General features: G+C 46.0%; 16 protein-coding genes. 6 read left to right on the forward strand and 10 right to left on the reverse strand.

The window, feature by feature from the left end; all coding sequences use genetic code 11:
• Nucleotides 1–4: 4 nt before the first annotated feature.
• Complete coding sequence (yutH, locus tag AC4E8B_RS20300; protein ID WP_490215187.1) at nt 5–1000, reverse strand: spore coat putative kinase YutH; 996 nt, start codon at nt 998–1000, stop codon at nt 5–7.
• Nucleotides 1001–1212: 212 nt separating this feature from the next.
• On the opposite strand from yutH, the gene AC4E8B_RS20305 reads away from it, so the two are divergent.
• Both AC4E8B_RS20305 and AC4E8B_RS20310 read left to right on the forward strand, forming a co-directional pair.
• Nucleotides 1213–1719: a phosphatidylglycerophosphatase A family protein gene (locus AC4E8B_RS20305; protein ID WP_009791447.1), complete on the forward strand. Its 507-nt coding sequence runs from the start codon at nt 1213–1215 to the stop codon at nt 1717–1719.
• Nucleotides 1720–2683: 964 nt separating this feature from the next.
• Entirely contained in the window at nt 2684–3286 is a 603-nt protein-coding gene (locus AC4E8B_RS20310) for a kinase (RefSeq protein WP_490215188.1), read from the forward strand.
• Nucleotides 3287–3447: 161 nt separating this feature from the next.
• On the opposite strand, the gene AC4E8B_RS20315 is transcribed toward AC4E8B_RS20310, so the two are convergent.
• From AC4E8B_RS20315 to AC4E8B_RS20335, 5 genes are all read right to left on the reverse strand, one after another.
• Entirely contained in the window at nt 3448–4329 is an 882-nt protein-coding gene (locus tag AC4E8B_RS20315) for a peptidylprolyl isomerase (protein ID WP_490215189.1), read from the reverse strand.
• Between the two features lie 60 nt (nt 4330–4389).
• Nucleotides 4390–5613, reverse strand: coding sequence for a S1C family serine protease (locus AC4E8B_RS20320; protein WP_490215190.1), 1224 nt, complete (start codon nt 5611–5613; stop codon nt 4390–4392).
• A gap of 165 nt (nt 5614–5778) precedes the next feature.
• Nucleotides 5779–6543 (reverse strand): TIGR01457 family HAD-type hydrolase, encoded by a 765-nt coding sequence (locus tag AC4E8B_RS20325; RefSeq protein ID WP_490215191.1) that lies wholly within the window; start codon nt 6541–6543, stop codon nt 5779–5781.
• Nucleotides 6544–6738: 195 nt separating this feature from the next.
• A complete protein-coding gene (locus AC4E8B_RS20330; protein WP_490215192.1) occupies nt 6739–7176 on the reverse strand; it encodes a DUF86 domain-containing protein in 438 nt (145 codons plus the stop codon).
• Nucleotides 7177–7201: 25 nt separating this feature from the next.
• Nucleotides 7202–8515, reverse strand: coding sequence for an EAL domain-containing protein (locus AC4E8B_RS20335; protein ID WP_490215194.1), 1314 nt, complete (start codon nt 8513–8515; stop codon nt 7202–7204).
• A 159-nt stretch (nt 8516–8674) separates the two neighbouring features.
• Here AC4E8B_RS20335 and AC4E8B_RS20340 point away from each other — a divergent pair, with 159 nt between their 5' ends.
• Together AC4E8B_RS20340 and AC4E8B_RS20345 are read left to right on the forward strand one after the other, a co-directional pair.
• A complete protein-coding gene (locus AC4E8B_RS20340) occupies nt 8675–8941 on the forward strand; it encodes a DUF3055 domain-containing protein (RefSeq protein ID WP_490215196.1) in 267 nt (88 codons plus the stop codon).
• A gap of 70 nt (nt 8942–9011) precedes the next feature.
• Nucleotides 9012–9302 (forward strand): hypothetical protein, encoded by a 291-nt coding sequence (locus AC4E8B_RS20345; RefSeq protein WP_009791457.1) that lies wholly within the window; start codon nt 9012–9014, stop codon nt 9300–9302.
• Nucleotides 9303–9332: 30 nt separating this feature from the next.
• On the opposite strand, the gene AC4E8B_RS20350 is transcribed toward AC4E8B_RS20345, so the two are convergent.
• Nucleotides 9333–9608: a YutD family protein gene (locus AC4E8B_RS20350; RefSeq protein WP_009791458.1), complete on the reverse strand. Its 276-nt coding sequence runs from the start codon at nt 9606–9608 to the stop codon at nt 9333–9335.
• Nucleotides 9609–9734: 126 nt separating this feature from the next.
• Here AC4E8B_RS20350 and AC4E8B_RS20355 point away from each other — a divergent pair, with 126 nt between their 5' ends.
• Complete coding sequence (locus tag AC4E8B_RS20355) at nt 9735–10433, forward strand: YhcN/YlaJ family sporulation lipoprotein (RefSeq protein WP_490215198.1); 699 nt, start codon at nt 9735–9737, stop codon at nt 10431–10433.
• Between the two features lie 67 nt (nt 10434–10500).
• Here the strand turns inward: AC4E8B_RS20355 and lipA are convergent, their stop codons facing one another.
• Entirely contained in the window at nt 10501–11436 is a 936-nt protein-coding gene (lipA, locus tag AC4E8B_RS20360; protein WP_490215200.1) for a lipoyl synthase, read from the reverse strand.
• Between the two features lie 170 nt (nt 11437–11606).
• Here lipA and AC4E8B_RS20365 point away from each other — a divergent pair, with 170 nt between their 5' ends.
• A complete protein-coding gene (locus tag AC4E8B_RS20365; RefSeq protein ID WP_490215202.1) occupies nt 11607–12599 on the forward strand; it encodes a M23 family metallopeptidase in 993 nt (330 codons plus the stop codon).
• 59 nt (nt 12600–12658) lie between these two features.
• On the opposite strand, the gene AC4E8B_RS20370 is transcribed toward AC4E8B_RS20365, so the two are convergent.
• Both AC4E8B_RS20370 and AC4E8B_RS20375 read right to left on the reverse strand, forming a co-directional pair.
• Nucleotides 12659–12763: a methionine/alanine import family NSS transporter small subunit gene (locus AC4E8B_RS20370; RefSeq protein WP_224904738.1), complete on the reverse strand. Its 105-nt coding sequence runs from the start codon at nt 12761–12763 to the stop codon at nt 12659–12661.
• Complete coding sequence (locus AC4E8B_RS20375; RefSeq protein ID WP_490215203.1) at nt 12763–14274, reverse strand: sodium-dependent transporter; 1512 nt, start codon at nt 14272–14274, stop codon at nt 12763–12765. Before AC4E8B_RS20375 ends, AC4E8B_RS20370 begins: the two co-directional genes overlap by 1 nt.
• Nucleotides 14275–14349 lie beyond the last annotated feature (75 nt).

A 14349-nucleotide genomic window follows, 5' to 3' on the forward strand; every position in this document is an offset into this window, starting at 1 on the left:
TCCGCTATCTATTCAGCCAGTCTACAGAAGGAATTTTCAGTTTGCTTGCCGGAACCTCTGCCATTTCAAAAAACCTTCCCAGGAATTCTTCATGGTCGCCGGTATGCTGCAGAAAACGGTTCAGCTGTTCCTCGGATAGATGCCTTTGATGTTCGGTTGGGTTGCCATAATAATTCTCGATGCACTCAAAATAGTGAAGCGGGAACAGGAGGCGGGCATACAGCAGCCGCCACGAAAAGGAGGTAAGCGGCTCGACTGTCTGGTATTCCTTCAGGTACTGTGTAAGCCCCGGCTGGTAGGTTTTGATGTTCCTGAAGTACTTTTCCCTCGACCATTCCGCCAAGTCACGGCTGGCATGATCAAACACCCAATCGAACGGGCTTTTGATCAGATAGTCATCACTTCCCCACGTGGAGGATACAAAACGCTCATGGCAGACTGTCCCGCTGTCCGCAGGCCCCGGCTCATCATCCAGCTCCGCATCGACCAGGTATTGGATAGAGTTTTCAGCAAGGCCCATATAGTAAGGGAAAGATTCCAGGAACATCCGGTCCAGCTCATGCTCCGGCTGCTGAAAAAGCATTGCATTCCAAACCTTTTCCATCTGATCCAGCCTTTTTTCCCACAGCTGCTTCCACTGGCCGATTCTGCTTGTCCTTGTGATTGGGGAGGAAATAAGCCTGCCCCGGTAATGAAATTTGGCAAGCTTCCTGCCTGACTGATAACCTTTGCGCGGCTGTGCATTCGGGCACTTCAGCACACAATAGCTCTTTTGCTCCCATACGCTTGAGTGCTTCCCTTCCGTTGTCTGCAGGAAAGTGCTGACGGTCTTATCGCCGGTTTGCTGCAGATGGCTGGCGATCAGGCTCAGCTCTGCCAGATCTTCTTCCTCCAAGCCAACCTCCATCGGTATATAAAGCTGGTCAGCCTTTTTAAACGCTTCATGCATCCCAATCCTCAATTCTTCCTCCGCCTGTATGCCAAAATGTTGCTTAAGCATTTGCCTGAGCATAGAAACACCTCATCATTCGCTAATTAGCTTATACCTCATTTATATGTGCCTGCTGCAAAAACTTGTTTGTTTCTTGCATAACCCCTGCCTCCGTGGAAAAAATGAAGTAGACAGGCCTGGGGAAGCCGCATGTCCCTGTTAGGTATATTTGCGGCTCTGACGGTATATATATTAGAAAAAAACAAGAAAAGGTGAGGCAAATGTCTGAAGAACAAAAAGAAGTTGTTGACCTGACAGAACAGACAGCACGCAGATGGCTGCTTGAAAGAGGAGTAACCGTACAGGATATCGCAGATTTAGTATTTTTTCTTCAGGAAAAATACCACCCGAATCTTGAAATGAAAGACTGCCTGCACAATGTGGAGCGCGTATTGTCCAAAAGGGAAGTCCAGAATGCCATCCTGACCGGGATCCAGCTTGATATGCTCGGTGAAAAAGGAATGCTGGACCAGCCTCTCCAAAAAATCATAGAAACCGATGAAAGCCTATATGGCGTCGACGAAGTACTCGCTTTCTCCATCGTCAATGTTTATGGCAGCATCGGCTTTACCAACTACGGATATATCGATAAACTGAAGCCCGGCATCCTGAAAGACTTAAACGATAAATCCTCCGGCAAATGCCACACCTTCCTCGATGACATCGTCGGCGCCATCGCAGCAGCAGCCTCAAGCCGCCTGGCCCATGGCGCTGCAAAGGTGGAATAGAAGATAAGAAAACACAGCTCTCTGTTGGGTAACGGGGTTACTTTAGCGATGCACACTTTGTAAAACACATAAGAAAACGCACTTGAACTCATAGTGCGTTTTTTATTGATTTATCAATAGGCTGGCAATTTTTATCCCCCAATTTTTTTTCGTAAATGACTGGGTATAAAATCATTATTGGAGGATGTGTGAAAAATTGGCGTTTAGTTAGTGGATTATCTTGATATGAAAAAATAAGCGGAAATTTTACCGTTAACCATCAGAATAGAGCTTGATTCGGTATAATTAAGCGGAGTTTTTCCGTCTAAGTAAAGAAAAAATACCCATTTCAAGGCTTTTCGAGTAAATAGCCGGAATTTTTCCGTCTATTCAAGCAACTTTTAGGGCTATTTGAAAATTAAGCGGAATTTCTCCGCCTAATTTTCACACCTCACTTTAATCAACAGCCCCCTTTTACAACAAAAACTCCTCTAAAAAAACGTCCCGTTTTCCTAAAGAAAACCTACCCAAAAATTTATAAAAACCCTGTTGATTGGAGCGGAAGGCACGAAGACTCCTGCGGGATCGCAGCGAAAATGTTGAGACCCCACAGCGCGCAGCGCGAGGAGGCTCAACTTCGCCCCGCGGAAAGCGAAGTGCCTGCAACGCAAATCAACAGCCCCCTTTTACAACAAAAACTCCTCTAAAATCCTGTTTCCCTAAAGAAAAATTCACCCAAAAAATTTATAAAAACCCTGTTGATTGGAGTGGAAGGCACGAAGACTCCTGCGGGATCGCAGCGAAAATGTTGAGACCCCACAGCGCGCAGCGCGAGGAGGCTCAACTTCGCCCCGCGGAAAGCGAAGTGCCTGCAACGCAAATCAACAGCCCCCATTTAGGCAGTGTTTTTACAATCCTGGAAAATTGTACACTATAAAACTTCCATGCTAAGATTCAGAGAGAACAAGAAACGGGAGGAGCAAAAATGGAAATCAAACAGCTGAAACAAGCCCTCAAACAAGGGCTCCAGCACGACCGGTTCATCCTAGGAATAGACGGACTCAGCCGCTCAGGAAAAACCACACTCGTAAATATGCTCAAACAATCTCTGCAGGCAGAAGCACATCCCGCAATCATCTTTCATCTGGATGATTATATAGAAGACCGAAACAAAAGATACAACACAGGACACGAAGAATGGTACGAATACTACTCCCTTCAATGGGATGCAGAATACTTAAAGCAAGAGCTGTTTTCAAAGGTACATACCGAAAAAGAGCTTGCCTTAAGATTTTATGACGAACAAAATGACAGCCATTTCCTTGAACATACCAGCATCCCCCGGAAATGCCTTATCATCATCGAAGGCGTCTTTATGCAGCGACCCGAATGGAAAAATCATCTTGATTATATCGTTTACTTGGACTGTCCGAGAGAAGCAAGATTCAAACGCGAAAAAGAAGCCGTCAGACAAAAAATGGACAAATTCAAAAACAGATACTGGAAGGCAGAAGATCATTATTTAGAAACTGTCCGGCCGCTTGAAGGAGCAGACCTGGTCATCAGCCAGCCTGTGCAGCCTGTTTAAACTTACAAGCAAAAGCCTGATAGTCTGTCTATCAGGCTTTGTCCAAGACGATTTCCCTTATTAATTCGGGCAGCACTGCCCCATATCCCTGAAGCAGCGGCCAAGCTATTTCGCTTTGCTGTGGTCATTATCCAGGAATAAGGGGAAGGCTGTTCCAAATCTTAGGCATTCATATTTTTCTCGATCTTATATTCTTCCTTTTTCTCTTCAAGCCAGTTGTAATACTCTGTCTGCATCCTTTCATCAAACAGTGCCTTTTCCGCTGCTTCCTTGCTGTCTTCGTATACAGCTTCTTTCGCTTCCTTTTTATCTTCTGCTAAAATGATATGGTAGCCGTAATCGGTTTGAATTGGGCCGCTTATTTCATTGGCTTTCATGGCAAATGCAGCTTCCTCAAAGGCCGCCTCCATTTCTCCCTTTCCGAAATAGCCGAGCTCGCCGCCGGCTTCTGCATTGGAGGCATCGGTTGAGTATTCTTTCGCCAGATCAGCAAAGTCCTCCCCTTTATCAAGCTTTGCTTTGACTTCTTTTGCCGTCGCTTCATCTTCTACAAGAATATGACTTGCCTTTACCTGCTCCTGCTGTGCGAACTGGTCTTTATTTTCATCAAAATAAGCTTTTATCTCATCTTCTTTTAAATCTATTCGCGGCTCGAGGAGCTTCTCTGTTTTTAAATACTTTTCAATATCCTCTGCTATGCCTGATTCTGTCACACCGCTCTGCTCAAGGGCAGCTTTGAAGCCCTCCTCGCCGCCATATGATTTCTTCAGATCTTTCAGCTCTTCTTCTTTTTCCTTGTCGCTTATCGATATTTTCTGCTTCTTTGACTCCAGTTCAATGATCTTATCTGTTACAAGTGCATCCAGAGCCTCATCGCCATATTGTTTGACCAGAAGGCTGTAAAGCTCATCCTTATTGATATTCTCGCCGCCTACACTTGCTACCGCCGGCTCCTTTGAAAGAAAGAAGGCAGCAGTACCTGCAGCTGCCAAAATAAGCACCAATATCCCTAATCCGATTTTCTTTGTTAAAAAACCCATCATAACTTCCTTTCCAGTCTATTATTTAAAATGTCCGCCGGCATACAGGCCGGTGATGGACTTTTAATCTGTAATTGTTTTGGTTCCCAATTCCATGGTGATATTCATTTTCTCCCCATTTCGGTAGAGTGACAGCTCCGCTTTATCGCCTGTTTTCAGCTTTGTATACAGATACTTCCTGAAGTCATCCGGACTGCCAACCTCTGTATCATTAATGGAAACAATTACGTCTCCCGTTTTCAGGCCTGCCTTGGCTGCAGCAGATTCAGGATCTATATTGGCAATAAATGCTCCTTTAGTGACATTCTGCGGCAGGTTTTGCAGATACCCTTGAGGAACTTCCTGAAGACCGGCAAGACCGACCCCTGCATAAGGGCGCTCTACTTTGCCATTTGCCATGATTTCCTCTACGATCGGCTGAAGATCATTTGAAGGGATGGCGAAACCAAGGCCTTCCACTCCGCTTTCGGAAATCTTCAGACTGTTGATGCCTATTACTTCCCCTGCGGTGTTAATCAGTGCCCCTCCGCTGTTCCCCGGATTGATTGCAGCATCTGTCTGAATAACATTCATATCCCAGCTTCCAGCCGAGGTATCGACAGAGATTGAACGGTCTACTGCACTCACAATGCCCTGTGTAACAGTTCTGGAAAGATCAAGACCGAGCGGATTTCCTATCGCCAGCACCTGGTCTCCAGGCCTTAGCTTGGAAGAATCGCCAAATGACAGCAACTTGTCAGCATACTTTTCATCCATCCTTAACACAGCCAAATCTGTCAGTGCATCTGCTCCAACAAGCTCAGCTGTTGTTTTCTGGCCGTCATGAAGGGAAATATCAATCTTGCTGGCCCCCTCTACCACGTGATTGTTTGTGAGGATATACGCGCTCCCATTCTCTTTTTTAAATATCACACCTGAGCCTGAACCGCTTTCCACCGTCTGGCTGGTGTTTGAGAATTGATTGGTTCGATTCTCTGATTTTACGATTCCGACAATCGCTTTCGATGCATGTTCTACCATATCTGCAAGTGAGCCGTCTGTCTTTGCACTGGTCTGCTCTGGTATGATGGGATCGGCAGCGCCCGTGCTGGCAGCCTGTCCAGCTGAAGCATCCTGGCTTGCTGAAGCCATTGGAAAGTGATCCTTAATATAGCCTGTGTAAGGAGCCGCATACAATGTCAGAGCGGAACCGATCACCCCTGCTGCAACAACTGACAATATGCCTTTCCCCTTCCTTTGCTTTGATTTTGTTTCTTCCTGGTTATATTTATCATTGGAATCCATCATTCTGAATCCTCCTAATAGATTATTTAATACTTTGCTTGGTTTTAATATTACCGGTCAAATATGACTAAACTGTTACCAAATTGGGAAGGGATACAGAAGAATATGGGAAGAAATCAGACAAAAAAAGACTGCAGAATTTCTGCAGCCGTTGCTTTTGCGTTTATATTACAGCTTCCACTGGTCAAGGGAATCCATGACATATGTCGGCTTCTTTTCATAACCTTCGAGCAATTCCTTTGTCGTCACGCCTGTATGGACAAGAAGGGTATCCATCCCCGCATTCATCCCTGCCAGAATGTCGGTATCATAGTTGTCGCCTACCATCAGCGTCTCTTCTTTGCTGGTGCCGATTACCTTCAATGCCTGCTCCATGATGATTGATTCAGGCTTGCCGATGAACAGCGGCTCGGTTTGCGTCGATACGGTTATCACAGAGGTGATAGAGCCGTTGCCCGGAAGGAAGCCTCTTTCAGTCGGGAGAGCGATGTCGCCATTGGTAGAAATGAATCTTGCGCCCCTGCGCACTGCAAGGCAGCCGATGGCAAGCTTTTCATAGTTGATGGAACGGTCGATTCCCACAACTACATAATCTGCATCTTCATTTGCAAACGAAAGGCCCTCCTCTTCAATCGCAGTCCGGATTCCTTCTTCCCCGATGACATACACAGAGGCATCCTTTTTTTCTTCTGCAATGAAGCTTGCTGTTGCCATGCTTGTCGTAAAGACTTGCTCTTCTTCAGCAGGGATGTCAAAATCCCTCAGCTTCGCAGCAACCTGCTGGGGAGTGCGTGATGAGTTATTGGTCACGAAAAGATAAGGAATGCCTTTTTCTTTCAGCTTTTTGACGAAATCAGCGGCCTCATGGATCAGTTCTGTTCCGCGGTACATAGTCCCATCCAAATCAATTAAATAGCCTTTATAATCCTTCAAAATATCCAACTCCTGCCTGTAATTGCCTCATTCATGATTTGTTTTGCCCCTGTTTAAAAATAAAATGCAAAAAAAGCCCTTTTCCAAGAGCCTTTTTCGTCCAGAATCTTATTCTGCCAAGGCCAAAACCATAAGGTCTTGGCTTTAAGTATATAGGAAAAGCTTTTTCCCTCCAAAGGATTCAGCTTCCTCCGGTCAGTTCTTGAAAGCCGAAACCGGTCCAAGCTCGTTAAGGATATATGACCTGACAGCAGGAGCAAATTTCTTAATATCCACAAGTTTATCAGCAAAAGTCTCCTGCAGCTCCGCATGGCTGATGTTTGTATAGTTTTGGACCAGCTCCTTGCGGTATTGGATCATCGCTTTATAGCTGCCTGCCATCCCGCCTGAAATCACTTTTTCATCTTCAAGAATATCCACGATATCTTCATAGCTTCCCGGGTCCCTCATGATGAAGCCGTCAATCATGCTGTTGCCTACATCAAGGATCGCTTCGATCAGCAGCTGGGAAATCCGTTCAAGTGCTGCACGTTCAATCTCGCTGTCCCATTTGTCTTTTTCCTCAAAAAGGGCGGTTTGCTTTTCGAAAAATACGAGTATCTCTTCAATCTTTTCCCTGTCCACAAAGTACATAAAGGTTCATCCTTTCAATTGGCCCCTATGATGACAACAGGCCTTTCTGAAGCAGATCTGGGCGGGCATAAAAATATCCCTGCGCCAGATCCACCTTATTGCGGAAGAGGACAGTCGCCTCCTCTTCACTTTCAATTCCTTCTGCCACCACTAGGGAGCCGGTTTCTTTTGCCACCAGGAGCAGGCCTTTAAGCATGGATTCCTTCACCGTATTTTTGTCGATATTCTGAATGACCGAACGGTCGATCTTGATGATGTCCGGCATGATTTCCGTAATGGAGTTCAGGCTGGCATACCCTGCTCCTGTATCATCGATGGCGATCCGGAATCCTAAAGTCCTGAGTACCTTTATATTGTAAATAAAATACTCCATTCCTTCAATCGAATCCCTTTCGGTCACCTCAATTGTCATCTGCCGCGGGCCGATTCCTTTATGCCTGGCCAGCAGCTTTTTTATATCCCTGACAAAAAGCTGGTTGCCCAGGGTGATCGGGGTAAAGTTGATAAAAATATCCTGCCGGCAGCCAGTCGTCTCAATCTGTTCAATGATCTTTTCCATCACGATCATTTCGAGGTCGTAGAGCATGCCAGTCTGCCTTGCGACCGAAAAGAGCTGAAGCGGATTTTCAAGCGGAGTCCCCTCCGGCCCCCGTGTCAGCATCTCCCATGCCTTCACTTCCTTTGTAGCCACATCAAGGATAGGCTGGGCGAGGAGGCGTATCTCCTTCTTAGCGACGATTTTGCTCATACTGTAAAGCATTTCATTGAAATCGGACTGCACTCTTTTTTCCGCCATGGCAAGCGCCTGCTGATGGGCTTTCAATACAGCTTCTTCTATAGAATAGTGTTTTTTCTCAATAAACATGTATCCGGTTTCAATCCGGGGATTGACTGCAGGATGGCTCAGCAGGAGATTGCGTTCAGATTCCCTGAGGATTTTTTTCATGATCCCCTCAATTTCAGAAATGCAATTGCGTTCATGCCCCACTTCAATGAAAAGAGTAAGTCCGTCACTGTAATGGTCATGAAGGAGAATGACCTCCTCTTCCTTCAATTCGTCCTGGATTGCCTGGCAGAACTCCTTTTTAATGCTTGATATGTAAGCAAAATAGCCGGTTTGTCCAAGCTGGTCGGAAATCTCTCTCAGATTCTTTATAGTAAAGACCGCGACAGCTACCTCAGATCCTTTGCGGAATGCCCGTTTGACCCCCTGGATGATCGGGTCCCTAAGGATGAATTGGGGAGGGTAATAACGGATGCTGGATAGCGGAAATACAATTTTTCCCCAGTTGAAGAAATTGCGGAGCTTTTGTCTGCTTTTATGGACCATTTGTCTCATTCCTCTCAGGAGTAGGCATTCTTCATGAATCTATTGTACCATAATTTTTCAAAATTCGTTTTTCTCATTAAGGCAATATACAATAAAATCACAGTGCCTCAACAGGGCTGCTTCTGATAAGATAAAGATAATAAGAAAGCCCAAGGAGGAATCGGCAGGATGTCCGAAAGATTTTTTTTATATGATGATTTGGAAGAAACAAAAACGAGATTTGTCAGTTTTATGGGGGAAAATCAGCGCTTCGACCTGGCCATCATCCAGTCGTCCCGCTATTATGGAAAGCAGCTGGTTCTTGATATCCAGGGCAGCCGGTTTGCCATCATCGGCCCCGATGACCTGAAAGAAGAAGGATACCTGGAATATGCCTTCAAGCTGTCTGTAGAAGATGCGGAAGAACTGCGCTCCTTTTTATACGAAATGATCTAAAAGCCTTCGGCCACGCTCTTGCCCCTTATATCTTTTGCGGGAATGCAGATACTAAGCAAGAGGTGATAAAATGAGCGATGATAAAGAAAAAGAAACTTATACAGACTTTTCAAATGTGGAAACACAGCGTAATTTCCTTGTACCTGAGACTCTTCCCGAAGGCCCCTATGGCTCCCCTAGAGGCAAGGATCAGCCTGTCGAGAATAAAAGCACCCCATGGCGCGAGGGCCAGCGCTATTACAGCGCCTTTAATTATGAGTTCAAATCCCTCCATCAAAACCTCCCAAGGCAAATGGAGGGCGCACATCCGACCCATGATGACCCAGATAAGAATGAAGAGCCGCCATATACGTCAAAATAAGACAAAACAAGAGCCGTTCATCGGCTCTTGTCAGGCTTTTATCTTTTTAACGACGAAGTATGGGCACCCAAAATTGCAATATTCATAAAGATATTCAGTCAGCGTGCTTATCTTCGTATCAAAAGTGGCTTTCTGGTTCTGGTCGTCAAAGAAGCCCCTGAGCCTCAGCTGCCCATAGCCCCAGTCCCCCACAATATAATCATACTTTGTCAGGATCTCGCTGTACCTTCCGCGGAAGGCCTCTTCATTAAATCCATCTGTTCTCTCCTCAATCAGCTCATAACAGATATTATTGATGCAAACCATGTATATCACCTCTCATGTCTCTATGCCTTTTCCCGTCCTGCTACTTAAATTATAACTGATTCCCCATCAATTACTAAGAAAAAAAAGTATACACATGGTCATGATAGTAATAAGGGGGTGTTTTAATTGAAGAAGTCCATCATTATAATGGGTCTTTGCAGCCTTTCGGCTCTTACTGCCTGCCAGAATTTTTCTTCCAAGGATGAAATGTACGAGGAAAGCGGCAATACGATCAATGTCAATGATCAGCGTCCTGAACTTTATAACCAGAATTACAGGCGCGGCAACAATATGAGCGAAAGCTATGGCTATGTCCGCCATCAGAGAAGCCCGATCCAGGGAGATAATTCTTCCAATGACCATTACGCTGCCATTAACCGGGAGCAGGTTGCCGATATCATCGCCAAATATTGCACAGATGTCCCTAATGTCGATGATGTATCAGCTCTTGTAACGGATGAAGAGGTCCTGCTTGTATATGATACAGATTCAACGGACCGTGCTGAAACGGCAGACCAGGTGAAAAAAATGGCCATGTCTGTCATACCTCGCTGGTACCATGTTTATGTTTCCGACAACACCAACTTACGCAAAAATGTGGAAAACTATGCGACCATGGATTCAGACAGCCGCAACATGGAATATGCCATCAATGAAACGATCAAAGAGATGCTCCAATCGCCGCAGGGCAGAAAAATGTCTTCTGGTGAAAATGAAAACGGCGAAGCCCAGGGTGAAATGAATGACGATACTGATCATGACGATATTAGCGAAGCTTTGGACAAAACGAAAGCAAAAAAGGGCAGCAGTCCTCAAATGAAATAATGTTATGACTGAAAAAGAGTTCAGCGCAAGCTGAACTCTTTTACTATGCAAATCATTTTCCCGCATTTTAAGCTTGCTGGACGCTTTGCTCACCCATCAGCTGCTTCTGCTTCGCAGCAGCATTGACCTGCTCATCGGCATGGTAGGAAGATCGTACAAGAGGGCCGGCCTCGCAATGGCTGAAGCCTTTGCTCATGGCAATTTCCTTCAGTTCCTGGAATTCATCCGGGTGGTAATATTTCTGCACCTTTATATGCTTCTTGGTAGGCTGCAGATACTGTCCGATTGTCATGATGTCTACATCATGGGCGCGAAGGTCATCCATGGTTGCGATGATTTCTTCTTTTGTTTCCCCAAGGCCGATCATCAGGCTGGATTTTGTCGGGATATCCGGCTGCATTTCTTTCGCGCGCTTCAAGAATTCCAGTGATCGCTTATATGTGGCACGTGCACGGACTCTTGGAGTCAGCCTTTCAACCGTTTCAATATTATGGTTCAGGATATCCGGACGGGCATCCATCAGCATTTTAAGGTTATCATATACCCCGCCCATATCTGAAGGCAGCACCTCAATGCTTGTGAACGGGCTCTTGCGGCGGATTGCCCTTACTGTTTCAGCAAATACGGCTGCCCCTCCATCCTTCAGGTCATCCCTTGCTACGGCTGTCACAACTGCATGCTTAAGGTTCATTAAGGCAACAGAGTCTGCCACCCGTTCCGGTTCCTGCAGGTCCAGCTCATTTGGAAGACCTGTTTTAACCGCACAAAAACGGCATGCACGTGTGCATACGCCACCAAGGATCATGAAAGTCGCTGTTCTTCTCACTGCCCAGCATTCATGAATATTCGGACATTTCGCTTCTTCACAAACGGTATGAAGGTTTTTTTCCCTCATCATTTTTTTGAGGCCATTGTAATTTTCATTTGTATTTAATTTTATTTTCAGCCATTCAGGCTTGCGGATATATTCTTCTTTTTGGCTCACTATTCCCACTCCATCCATTCAATCTTGTCCACAGAAAACCGGACTGATTTAGACTTCATGATGTCACTTTAACATAATGAAGAAGGCAGAACAAGCCATTCCTCTCATCATTACCATTAATTGATATAGATGAAATGCCGCCCTCTTCCACAAACTAAACTGCAAACAAGACCGAAAGGAAGGTTTCCATGCGCATACTTTTGACCATTATGCTGCTGTGCTCCCTTTATCCGGCCAGAACAGATGCAGCAGAAAGCACCGGACTGGCGGAGATTTACAGCAAAAGAATGCAATTATACAAAAATACAGAGGCCATCACCAATATCCCCTGGTATTATTTGGCGGCCGTAGACCAGTATGAGCGCAGCATCCGCAAGGCGCGCCGGGACCTCCCCAAAGCAGAAGGGCTGACAGGCATTTATTTTAAGCAGGAAGAATGGGCAGGCCTTTTGAACCCCAATCTGGAGGATGACAATCCTGCGTCCATCCAATTCTTTGAAGGCATTGGAGTCGATGGCAATGGCGACGGCAAGGCCTCATTGAACGATGACCAGGATGTCATTTATGCTTTTGCCCACTTCCTTCTTTCCTACGGAGTTGACCATGACAATATCAAAATCGGGTTATGGGATTATTATAAACGGGATAAAACCGTCGGGATCATTATTGGGCATGCTGAGATCTATAAACACTTTGGGCGGCTGGACCTTGACGGGCATGCATTTCCCGTTCCTTTCAGAAGCAATCACAGCTATAAAAATACCTGGGGCGATGCAAGGGGCTGGGGAGGCAGAAGGATCCATGAAGGAACAGATATTTTTGCCGACTATGGCGTCCCGGTAAGGGCCACCTGCTACGGCATCATAGAAATGAAAGGCTGGAACAAGTATGGCGGGTGGAGGATCGGCATTCGCGATATCAATAATAACTATCATTATTTCGCCCATCTGAGCGGTTTTGCCAAGGATCTGAAGGCAGGCCAGATTGTCGAGCCGGGCATGCTGATCGGCGGCGTAGGCAGCTCGGGCTATGGGCCGCCCGGAACCTCCGGAAAGTTCCCGCCTCATCTTCATTACGGGATGTATAAAGACAATGGATATACTGAATGGTCCTACGACCCTTATCCTCATCTAAGGATGTGGGAGAGGCAGGACAAGATCCAATCCCGAAAAAAGAAATAAGAGCCTGAGGCCATTACAATAATAAAGGCTGCCGGAAATCAATCCGGCAGCCTTTATTATTATGATTTTTTTGCTTTTGATACTGCAAAGGAAATACTTGCAGCAAGCCCTCCCCAGATAATAAGCATCCCAACGATCATCATTGTAATAGCGCTGCCGGACATTATTGAGAAACCCCCTTCTTATCTGGGACAGAAATGGTAGCTTTATCCCATTTGAATGCCATGAAGATAAATCCAAGTACAATGGCGCCGACAGCAACTGCCCATCCTGAATAGATGATGAATCCTGTCGGGTAGCCTTCGTAATTGTCCTTGATATTAGTGTAGATATTCTGGATCATCATATAGCCAAGAATCAGCGGTGTGATGACGGTCAGGCAGATCCTCCACCAAGCACCAAGGAGAATATCCGAAACGCTGTCTGCGTGGGACTGGATGCTTTTCAGCTCCTTCAGCACCCATGCAATAACCACAACCTCTACAAGACCTGCCAGCGCGACTCCAAACTGGTTAATGAAATAATCCGCTGCATCCAGGAAGTAAAGACCGCCGTCTGTCGCAAACAGTACTGAGATGATACCTGAAGCACCGCCGCCGAACAATACTGCTTTTGTACGGGACACTTTGAACTTATCCTGTACGCCGGCAACAAAGGTTTCCACGATTGAGATGAGTGATGTCAGACCTGCAAGGACCAGGCACAGGAAGAAGAAGAAGCCAAACATTCCGTTTAGTGCCGGGAATTCATTAATGATCTGCGGGAAAACGACAAAGGCAAGGCCGACACCATCGGAGACAACCTCGTTGATCGGCACACCCTGCTGTGCAGCCATAAATCCAAGAGCTGCAAAGACACCGATCCCTGCCAGAAGCTCGAACCCGGAATTCGCAAAGCCAGTGATGAATGCACTGTTTGTCAGATCCGTCTTCTTTGGCAGATAGCTGGAATACGTAATCATGATGGCAAACCCAATCGACAAGCTGAAGAAGATCTGGCCATATGCGGCCACCCAGACTCCAGGATCAGCAATTTTGCTCCAATCAGGCTTGAAGAATGCGTCAAGCCCCTGGACAGCGCCATCAAGGGTCAGCGCGCGAACAACAATGATTAAAAATAAGATAACAAGTGCCGGAATAAAGATTTTGTTCGCTACTTCTATCCCTTTTTTCACGCCTTTGAACAAAACGCCAAGTGTGATGATCCAGACAAGGATCAATGGGAAGAATACGCCTGGGACGATCGTGCTGATTGACCCCGGTGCATCTGCAAGCTGCAAATATTCGCCGAAAAAGAATCCGTTCGGGTCATCTCCCCAATTCTGGTTGAAGGAGAAGCCTGCAAATGACATGGCCCATGCAATGATGACTGCATAATAAGTGGAGATGACAAAGGATACCGCTACCTGCCACCAGCCAAGCCATTCATACTTCTTGCTCAGCCTTGCATACGTAAGCGGAGCGGAGCCGCGGTACTTATGGCCAAGTGTAAATTCAAGGATGAGAATCGGTATACCCGCTGTCAAAAGTGCAAACAGATAAGGAAAGAAGAAAGCGCCTCCTCCATTATCATAAGCTACCGCAGGGAATCTCCAAATATTCCCCAGCCCGATCGCTGATCCGACAGCTGCCATAATGAAACCTGCTCTCGTTCCCCATTGCGGACGATTATCCATAGTTCTATTTACCCCCGTTTCATTTCCAGCTTCTTTTGAAAAGCATGTCTCAAAGTTGGAAACTTTTATATTTTC

The sequence above is a fragment of the Bacillus sp. SRL543 genome (genome assembly GCF_984799205.1).